A 9,470-nucleotide genomic window follows, 5' to 3' on the forward strand; every position below is an offset into this window, starting at 1 on the left:
TCTCAATTCTCAATTTTCAATTCCCTATAGGTCTTTCAGCAGGATATTGTCGTTTGCCTTTATCATATCCTCACGTGTCTTCAGCAGGGCTTTCCATTCCTTGCTGAAAAGCTTGCTCGTGTCAATCTTAAAGTTCTCGGAGCCATACTCGTCCATGCGGGTCAGCAGGTAGCTGACCGTGATCTTATTGACATCGATCGCCGGCTGGTAGTATGCCACACGGTCGTCATTCCCGTAGTTCACCTCGATGATGATGTTCAACTCCGTGAGCAGGTATAAGATCTGTGTCGTTATGCGGATAGGGATGCGGTAAGCGTCGGATAGCTCGTCGGCCGTATAGGGTTTCTCGCCTTTCACGAACCGTTTGACGATCAGCGAGGCGATCAGCAAGGTCAAGAAATCCTTGTACCGGCGGCTGATACTTTTGCTGTCCCTCTCAAAGCTGAATTTCTTCACGTTCTGGGAGGCGTACGACAGCTCTGCGCCAAACAAGCAAATCAACCAAGAAAGCTGCAACCAAAGCAACAACAAAGGCAGTGCGGCAAAACTACCGTAAATAGCGTTGTACTTGCTCACCCAAATCTGCCCACTGATATAAATAAATTGGAACAACTGGAAGGCGCAACCAGCGATAAAGCCTGCCACCAACCCGTTCACGAACCTTACTTTCGTATTCGGCAGGGAGACGTACAGCCCCGTGAAAGCCAATGTCGTGATAATATAAGGCGCTATATGCAAGAACAGCTCTACGAGTGGCGTAAAAAACAAGTATTGCCCCAAGAACGAGTTCTGCAAGGTAGACATGAAGATGGACAAACCGCTGGATGCCGTCATCAGCACCGGCAGCACGAGGAATAAGGCCAGATAATCGGATATCTTCCGGTACCACGGACGGGATTTCTGGATCTGCCAGATGTCGTTGAACGTATCCTCCACGGACGAGATCAAGTTGATCACCGTATAAAACAATAAAATCAAACCGACCCCGATGATCACTCCCCCCTGCGCCTGCGCCAGATAGCTCTCCACGAACTCGAACGCCTTGTTCAGCTCCATCTCGTGCCCGGGGAAATAATCGAACAACTCCTGCCGTACCGTCCCTTGGAAACCGAAGCCCTTAGCTATACCTAATAATACGGCCAGCAAAGGTACGATAGATAACAAGGTGCTGTAGGTAAGCGCCGACGCCTTGGTTTGCAGGTTCTCGCTCTGGAAACCCCGCACGGCGAGTATGACCGTCTTGATGATATTGATATAAATCTCCTTCAGCCCACTAACTTCATTCTCGGTAATCCGCCAAATGTCGTAGGTAACGAAACGGATGGTTCGTGCTAATAATGCGCTGATCCGTTCTCCAATAGGTTTCTTTTCTTCCCGTGGCTTGTTTTTGGGCATATCGGCACATGATTTAATTGGCAAATAAAAAAAGCAGTCTGCCTATAAGCCGGGTCCTGTACCTCTTTGGAAAGAGGCGCCTGCCATTTATCTTGTCTTACCGTCGCCGGTAAGCTTTAGCGGTCTACCCCCCGGCATCGGACGAGCCATCCTACATGCGCCGGTATACATGACCTTACAACCCATAAGACGTACGGCATCCCGTATCGCTACGGGACCCGGTGAGCTCTTACCTCACCTTTTCACCCTTACCGGACGAGTCCGGCGGTTATTCTCTGTTACGTTACTCTACCCTCACGGACAGCTTCCCGTTAAGAAGTATGGTGCTCTGTGTTGCCCGGACTTTCCTCACACCCGAAGGTGAGCGACAGACCAGCAGACTGCGATAGGACAAAGATAGGTATTTTAGTTGACAGTTGACGGTCGGCGGTTGACAATTATTTTGTAGACGCATAGGAGAGATAGGATAACATTTTCTTTTTCAGCCGTAAACATATTCTGTCTCCTAGGTGTTTTTTATACGAACAGAGATTCTAGATTGCCAGTAACCGACTGTCATTTATCGATTGCCGACTGTCAGTTATCGCGTGTCAACTGTCAATTCGTCTGCTGTTTAATTGTTAAAAAGGTACTTTGCAATACACAGTACTGTTAAGTGCGGTTAAGCCCCTGTGATGCCTCGTTAAAAGTGATAAAAAATACGATGGAAATGGAATATCCGCACAATTTTTGAGTTTTCTTTGCCGTAAAGAAACTGTTAAATTTAAGTGTTTAATTAAATAAGAAAAGTATGAAAAATATCTGGAAGAATGTGCTTGGTGTTGCTCTGATAGCAGCCATTAGTTCTGGTGCCGCGATCGGAACGAGTACTTACCTGATGAATAAGAATCAACGTCCGGCGGAGTTGGCCTCCGGAGTTGAGAATACCTTCAAGCAACCGTACCGATTGACGAATTATGGAACCGTGGCCGCCGAGAATATCGATTTCACTACGGCCGCCGAGAGCGCCATCCACGGGGTTGTCCATATCAAGGCCACGGCTAACGCGCAAGCCTCTAACGGGGACGGCGGTCAGCAGTATATGGACCCGTTCGAGTATTTCTTCGGCTTCGGTGGCCGTGGAGGGTTCCAACGTCCGCAACAGCAACCTCGTGTGGGCGCTGGCTCGGGTGTCATTATCTCTACGGATGGTTATATCATCACGAACAACCACGTGATCGACGGAGCCGACGAGCTGGAGGTTACCTTAAACGATAACCGGAAATTCCCGGCAAAGATTATAGGGGCTGATCCGACAACAGATATCGCCTTGATCAAGATTGAGGCAACCGACTTACCTACGATCCCCTTTGGTGATTCTGAGAAGTTGAAAGTAGGTGAGTGGGTGTTGGCGGTAGGTAACCCGTTTAACTTGACCTCTACCGTTACAGCAGGTATCGTGAGCGCTAAGAGCCGTGGCAACATCGGCGCCGGTGGCAAGGATCGTAGCAAGATCGAGTCGTTTATACAGACAGACGCCGCCGTGAACCCGGGTAACAGTGGTGGGGCACTAGTGAACACGAAAGGCGAGTTAGTCGGTATCAATACCGCTATCTACTCCGAGACCGGTAACTTCGCCGGATACTCTTTCGCCGTGCCCATCAGCATCGCCGGCAAGGTGGCTAACGACTTGAAGCAATTCGGAACCGTGCAGCGTGCCGTATTAGGCGTATTGATACAAGACCCGCAATACGTGCCCGACGCTGAGAAAGAGAAAGTGAAAGTATTCGAGGGCGCTTACGTAGGTGGTTTCGCCGAGCGCAGCTCCGCTAAGGAAGCCGGAATCGAGAAGGGTGACGTGATTGTAGCCGTGAACGGCGTGAAGATCAAATCGTCTAGCGCTTTGCAAGAGCAGATCAGCAAATACCGTCCGGGCGACAAGGTAGAGTTGACGATCAACCGCAACGGTAGCACGAAGAAATTCACGGTAGAACTCCGTAATGCGCAAGGTAGCACCAAGGTCGTGAAGGGTGGCGACAGCGCAGAGGTTATGGGCGCAGCGTTCAAGGCTTTGAACGACGAGCAGAAACGTAAGTTAGGTGTAAGTTATGGTATCGAGGTCACCGGTCTGACCAGCGGCAAGCTGAAAGACGCCGGTATAAAGAAAGGCTTCATTATCATGATTGTAAACAACCAGAAGATCTCTGCTCCGGAAGACTTGGAAAAGATTGTGGAAAGCATACTTCAAGGACGTACGGAAGATCAAGGCCTCTTCATTAAAGGCTTCTACCCGAACGGACGTACGAAGTACTATGCGATAGATCTTGCCGAATAAGATAAACAAGGACTGTAGTCTTATAGGTGTGAAAAGATTGTTAAAGGTTTTTAATTGGCTGGATGTGGGGTGCATCCAGCCAATTCTTTCAACAAAAATGGTTATCTTTGCACCCCGTATTCTCAATTAAACAAATTGAATGAGACAATTAAAGATCACAAAGTCCATTACCAACCGCGAAAGCGCTTCGCTGGATAAATATCTTCAAGAGATTGGTCGAGAAGATCTTATCACGGTAGAAGAGGAAGTGGAATTGGCACAGGCTATCAAAAGAGGAGACCGTAGGGCGTTAGAGAAATTGACCCGTGCGAATCTCCGTTTCGTCGTTTCTGTGGCTAAGCAATATCAGAACCAAGGTTTGAGTTTGCCCGACCTTATTAATGAGGGTAACTTAGGCTTGATCAAGGCTGCTGAGAAATTCGATGAGACGAGAGGTTTCAAGTTTATTTCCTATGCTGTATGGTGGATTCGCCAATCTATTCTGCAAGCTTTGGCAGAGCAGTCAAGAATCGTGCGTCTTCCGTTGAACCAAGTAGGCTCGCTGAACAAGATCAGCAAGGCCTTCTCCAAGTTCGAGCAGGAAAACGAGCGTAGACCGTCTCCAGAGGAACTTGCTGATGAGTTGGATATCCCGGTGGATAAGATTTCCGATACCTTGAAGGTGTCCGGACGTCATATTTCCGTGGATGCCCCGTTCGTGGAAGGCGAAGACAACAGCCTTTTGGATGTGCTTGTGAACGATGACGCTCCTATCGCGGACCGGTCGTTAATGAACGAGTCATTGGCTAAGGAAATTGATCGAGCGCTTGCTACACTGACCGAAAGAGAATGTGAGATTATCAAGATGTTTTTCGGTATTGGCTGTCAGGAAATGACATTGGAAGAGATTGGCGACAAATTTGGCCTCACTAGAGAGCGTGTCCGCCAGATCAAGGAAAAAGCAATCAGAAGATTAAGACAAGGAACTCGTAGCAAGCTCCTCAAATCGTATTTAGGCTAATTTAAGGAATTATTGAGTTGGCGAAGGCTCCGGTCCGAAAAGGATTGGGAGCCTTTATTTTTTTTCTTAACTTTGCCACTGGAATATAATACCATAAAAACTATATAAATGACTACAAGACGTAATTTCCTGAAAACAGGATCTATTTCCTTGGCCGGCCTGTTGGTTGGCGAGAAGGTATACTCCGCCGTGAGTACGCCCGACAATAAAAAGAGTTTTAGCACGATCGCCTCTAAGGTGACCGGCGATTACGCCAGCAAGCGCCCGGCTCCCGAGGCCCGTAAGTTTACCTCCAAGGCGGTAGAGGAGCAACTGAAGGCTTCCAAGGCCCGTATCAAGGACCCGAAACTGGCTTGGATGTTCGAGAACTGCTACCCGAATACCTTGGACACGACCTGTGAGTTCAAGATGGTAGACGGCAAGCCGGATACGTTCGTGATCACCGGAGATATTCACGCCATGTGGTTGCGTGACTCCTCGGCGCAGGTTTACCCCTTCGTCACCTTGGCGAAGAAGGATAAGGACTTGCGGCAGATGCTGGTTGGTGCTATCAATCGCCAGACCGCCTGCATCCTGATCGATCCCTACGCTAATGGCTTCAACGAAGGCCCTACCGGGAGCGAGTGGGAGAGCGACCGCACGGAGATGAAGAAAGAGCTTCACGAGCGTAAATGGGAGATCGACTCGCTTTGCTACCCGATCCGCTTGGCGTATCATTATTGGAAGGAAGTAGGCGATACCTCCGTATTCGACAGCAAATGGGAGCAGGCGATGGAGGCCGTTTACCGTACTTTCCGTGAGCAACAGCGCAAGGACAGCCTCGGGCCGTACCGTTTCTCCCGTGTGACGGACCGCCAAGGCGATACCCTCTTGAACGATGGTTGGGGTAGCCCGGTGAATCCGGTGGGCCTGATCGTCTCCTCTTTCCGTCCTTCCGACGACGCTACGCTGTTTGGCTTCTTGGTGCCATCGAACTTGTTCGCTATCACCTCGCTTCGTCAGGTGGCTGAGATTCTTCGTGCCGTAAGAAATAACACGGACTTGGCCGGTCGTTGCGAGGCGTTGGCGGGTGAGGTAGAGGAGGCCGTGAAGAAATATGCCATCGTGGAGCATCCGGAATTCGGTAAGGTGTACGCCTTCGAGGTAGATGGTTACGGCAGCCGTGTCTTCATGGACGACGCTAACGTTCCGAGCTTGCTGGCCTTGCCGTTCTTGGGGTGCGTGGACGTGAACGACCCGATTTACCAGAATACCCGCCGCTTGGTGCTGAGCCCTTCCAACCCTTACTTCTTCAAGGGAAAGGCCGGCGAGGGCATCGGCGGTCCGCATATCGGTTTCAACTATATCTGGCCGATGAGCTTGATCATGCGTGCTACGACTTCCAACGACGAGAAGGAGATCCGGTATTGCATAGAGACGCTTCGTGATACGGACGGAGGCACGGGCTTCATGCACGAGTCTTTCCATAAGGACAATCCTTCCGATTACACCCGCTCGTGGTTCGCTTGGACGAATACTCTGTTTGGCGAGTTGATCGTGAAGCTGCAATCCGAAGGCAAGCTGAAAGACCTCCTCGGCTAATATCACCAAGGTTAATATCACCAATTGTAGAGACGGGGCATGCCCCGTCTCTACAAGTCTGTAGCTGAGTGTATTTAGACAAAATCAATCAAAACAACATAAATCTAAGCGGAATACATGAAAACAAATAAACTATTCATTCTGGCAGGTCTGGCGGCGATAGCCTCCACCTCCTGTAGCCAAAAAGAGAATACGTCCGGGCAGCCCGCCAAGCCCATGAATATCCTTTATATCATGACGGACGATCACTCCTTCCAAACCATCAGCGCCTACGACAAGCGATACATCCAAACCCCCAACATCGACCGCATCGCAAACGAGGGCGTACGTTTCACCAATAGCTTCGTAGCCAACTCCATCAGTGGCCCCAGCCGTGCCTGCATGCTGACCGGCAAGCACAGCCACAAGAACGGCTTCATCGATAACGCCCATACCTTCGACGGCTCGCAGCAGACCTTCCCGAAGCTATTGCGTAAAGCTGGTTACCAAACCGCCATGATCGGCAAATGGCACCTCACCTCCGATCCCACCGGTTTCGATTACTGGAACATCCTCGTAGGCCAAGGCGATTACTATAACCCCATCTTCATCGATAACGGCGAGAAGCGTCAGATCGAAGGGTACGCCACGAACATCACGACCGATCTGGCTCTTGATTGGCTGGACAATAAACGAGACAAGAGCAAGCCTTTCTGCCTCCTGCTGCACCATAAGGCTCCGCACCGTACTTGGATGCCCGATACCTGCGACCTGCGTCTTTACGACGATGTGACCTTCCCGCTGCCCGAGAACTTCTACGACGATTACGCCGGCCGCATCGCCGCCTCGGAGCAGGAGATGAGCATCATCAAGGATATGGATATCGTATACGACTTGAAAATGGCCGATAAGGAGAACGAGATCCATTCCTCCAACGCCGATCTGGAGAAGTACGGCCGTGAGCTTTATAACCGCATGAATCCGGACCAGAAAGCCGCTTGGGACGCCTATTACGATCCGATCATCCAAGACTTCAAGGCGAAGAAACGCACGGGTAAGGAGCTGGCCGAGTGGAAATACCAGCGTTATATGCACGATTACCTTCGGGTGATCCATTCCGTGGATCGGAACATCGGTATCGTGCTCGATTATCTGGAGAAGAACGATTTGCTGGATAACACGTTGATCGTCTACACCTCCGACCAAGGCTTCTACATGGGCGAGCATGGCTGGTTCGACAAGCGCTTCATGTATGAGGAATCCTTCCGCACCCCGTTGCTGATGCGTCTGCCGGGTGGCAAGAAGGGTGATATCCCGCAGCTCGTGCAGAATATTGATTACGCTCCCACTTTTTTGGAACTGGCCGGAGTCCCCATCCCAGCCGACATCCAAGGCGAGTCCTTGCTTCCCTTGCTGAAAGGCGAGCGGCCGGAGAACTGGCGTAACTCCCTTTACTATCATTACTACGAGTATCCCGCCGAGCATTCCGTGAAGCGTCATTACGGCGTACGTGACGATCGTTATAAATTGATCCATTTCTACAACGACATCGACGTATGGGAGCTTTACGACCTCCAAGAAGATCCCCACGAGATGAATAACCTTTACGGTAAGCCCAGTTACGAGGCAGTGACGAAACGCATGCGAGACGAGCTTTATAAGCTGCAAAAACAATATGATGACCCTGTGGGAATACGCTTCAATGTGTCGGACTGATGAGAGCGGACATTCGTGTTCTGTTATCAGATTTTTTAATTAGTTGTGGATTAAGGTGCATAAAGGACTTGGAACTTGGGGGATGAGAAGTTGAGCCTTTGCGCTTGATGACTTAGCTCTTTGCGCTCTTTGATTTAAGTCATTGGCTCGAAGGTATTAAGTCTATCGTATGGCTCTTCTTTGCTTATGCGTGTATCGAATTAAAAAATGACTATAGGCAGGTTTCAAGTTTCAAGGTTTCATGAAACCTTTTTCTTCACACACACGATGCGTACATTATATAGGTTTCAAATAAATCCCTTTATGTTTGTTATGCGGGATGGATAGCCTCGAAGAACTTGCGTAGCCACGACATGATGTTTTTACCCGAGGCGGACGGAGCGATCATGAGGAACTGTATTATATGTACTTGTGCGTGTGTGAGGAAAAGGGGTTCGTGAAACCTTGAAACTTGAAACCTATTTCCATGCCCATCCAGCTATTGTCAACATCAGTACAGATAAATATATGTGCCTTTATCGTGTGCGTACATTAAAAATAAGGATTGTTGAGCCATGAGAAAAAACTTGAAAAATAATGCCGAAAAAGTTTGGAGGTTATGTTTTATAGCACTACTTTTGCACCCGCATTCGAGAGAGAACGGCGATACCGAAATAATGAAACAAATTTTTCTTGAAAAAAGTTCTGAAATAATTTGGAAGTTTAAAAGAAAAACACTTATCTTTGCATCCACGTTCGCAAAACGAAAGCGACAAAAGAGTTCTTTGAGAGATTTACATAATTCAACAAGTAGTACAAGTATTAGGAAAAGAAATTTTCCGGATCGATACCATCAATAGAAGTATGACTTTGGACTACGATAAACGGATTCCGGAGCGAGGATATGATAAAACAATTTAAACAACGAAGAGTTTGATCCTGGCTCAGGATGAACGCTAGCGACAGGCTTAACACATGCAAGTCGAGGGGCAGCACAGGTAGCAATACCGGGTGGCGACCGGCGCACGGGTGAGTAACGCGTATGCAACTTGCCTATCAGAGGGGGATAACCCGGCGAAAGTCGGACTAATACCGCATGAAGCAGGGATCCCGCATGGGAATATTTGCTAAAGATTCATCGCTGATAGATAGGCATGCGTTCCATTAGGCAGTTGGCGGGGTAACGGCCCACCAAACCGACGATGGATAGGGGTTCTGAGAGGAAGGTCCCCCACATTGGTACTGAGACACGGACCAAACTCCTACGGGAGGCAGCAGTGAGGAATATTGGTCAATGGCCGAGAGCCTGAACCAGCCAAGTCGCGTGAGGGATGAAGGTTCTATGGATCGTAAACCTCTTTTATAAGGGAATAAAGTGCGGGACGTGTCCCGTTTTGTATGTACCTTATGAATAAGGATCGGCTAACTCCGTGCCAGCAGCCGCGGTAATACGGAGGATCCGAGCGTTATCCGGATTTATTGGGTTTAAAGGGTGCGTAGGCGGCC

At 49.3% G+C, this 9,470-nt stretch carries 5 protein-coding genes, 1 rRNA gene and 1 other RNA gene; 5 read left to right on the plus strand and 2 right to left on the minus strand.

What is annotated here, in order from left to right; genetic code table 11:
- Window positions 1–24: 24 nt before the first annotated feature.
- The gene (locus tag HMPREF0999_RS18670) at window positions 25–1,395 is read right to left on the minus strand and encodes a YihY/virulence factor BrkB family protein (RefSeq protein ID WP_005862013.1); all 1,371 of its coding nucleotides are present in this window, start codon (window positions 1,393–1,395) and stop codon (window positions 25–27) included.
- 29 nt (window positions 1,396–1,424) lie between these two features.
- An RNA gene (rnpB, locus tag HMPREF0999_RS21610) (RNase P RNA component class A) lies at window positions 1,425–1,779 on the minus strand.
- A gap of 406 nt (window positions 1,780–2,185) precedes the next feature.
- Here rnpB and HMPREF0999_RS18675 point away from each other — a divergent pair.
- The 5 genes from HMPREF0999_RS18675 to HMPREF0999_RS18700 all read left to right on the plus strand — a co-directional run.
- Window positions 2,186–3,709 carry a Do family serine endopeptidase gene (locus tag HMPREF0999_RS18675; protein WP_005862015.1) on the plus strand — a complete coding sequence of 508 codons (1,524 nt, stop codon included), beginning with the start codon at window positions 2,186–2,188 and terminating at the stop codon, window positions 3,707–3,709.
- A gap of 139 nt (window positions 3,710–3,848) precedes the next feature.
- Entirely contained in the window at window positions 3,849–4,709 is an 861-nt protein-coding gene (locus tag HMPREF0999_RS18680) for an RNA polymerase sigma factor RpoD/SigA (protein ID WP_005641668.1), read from the plus strand.
- Between the two features lie 108 nt (window positions 4,710–4,817).
- Window positions 4,818–6,290 (plus strand): glycoside hydrolase family 125 protein, encoded by a 1,473-nt coding sequence (locus HMPREF0999_RS18685; RefSeq protein ID WP_008780859.1) that lies wholly within the window; start codon window positions 4,818–4,820, stop codon window positions 6,288–6,290.
- Window positions 6,291–6,407: 117 nt separating this feature from the next.
- Entirely contained in the window at window positions 6,408–7,985 is a 1,578-nt protein-coding gene (locus tag HMPREF0999_RS18690) for a sulfatase (RefSeq protein ID WP_008780860.1), read from the plus strand.
- Window positions 7,986–8,885: 900 nt separating this feature from the next.
- Window positions 8,886–9,470, plus strand: a 16S ribosomal RNA gene (locus HMPREF0999_RS18700); the annotation flags it as partial.

It is taken from the genome of Parabacteroides sp. D25, from assembly GCF_000307475.1.
Lineage (GTDB): Bacteria > Bacteroidota > Bacteroidia > Bacteroidales > Tannerellaceae > Parabacteroides > Parabacteroides distasonis.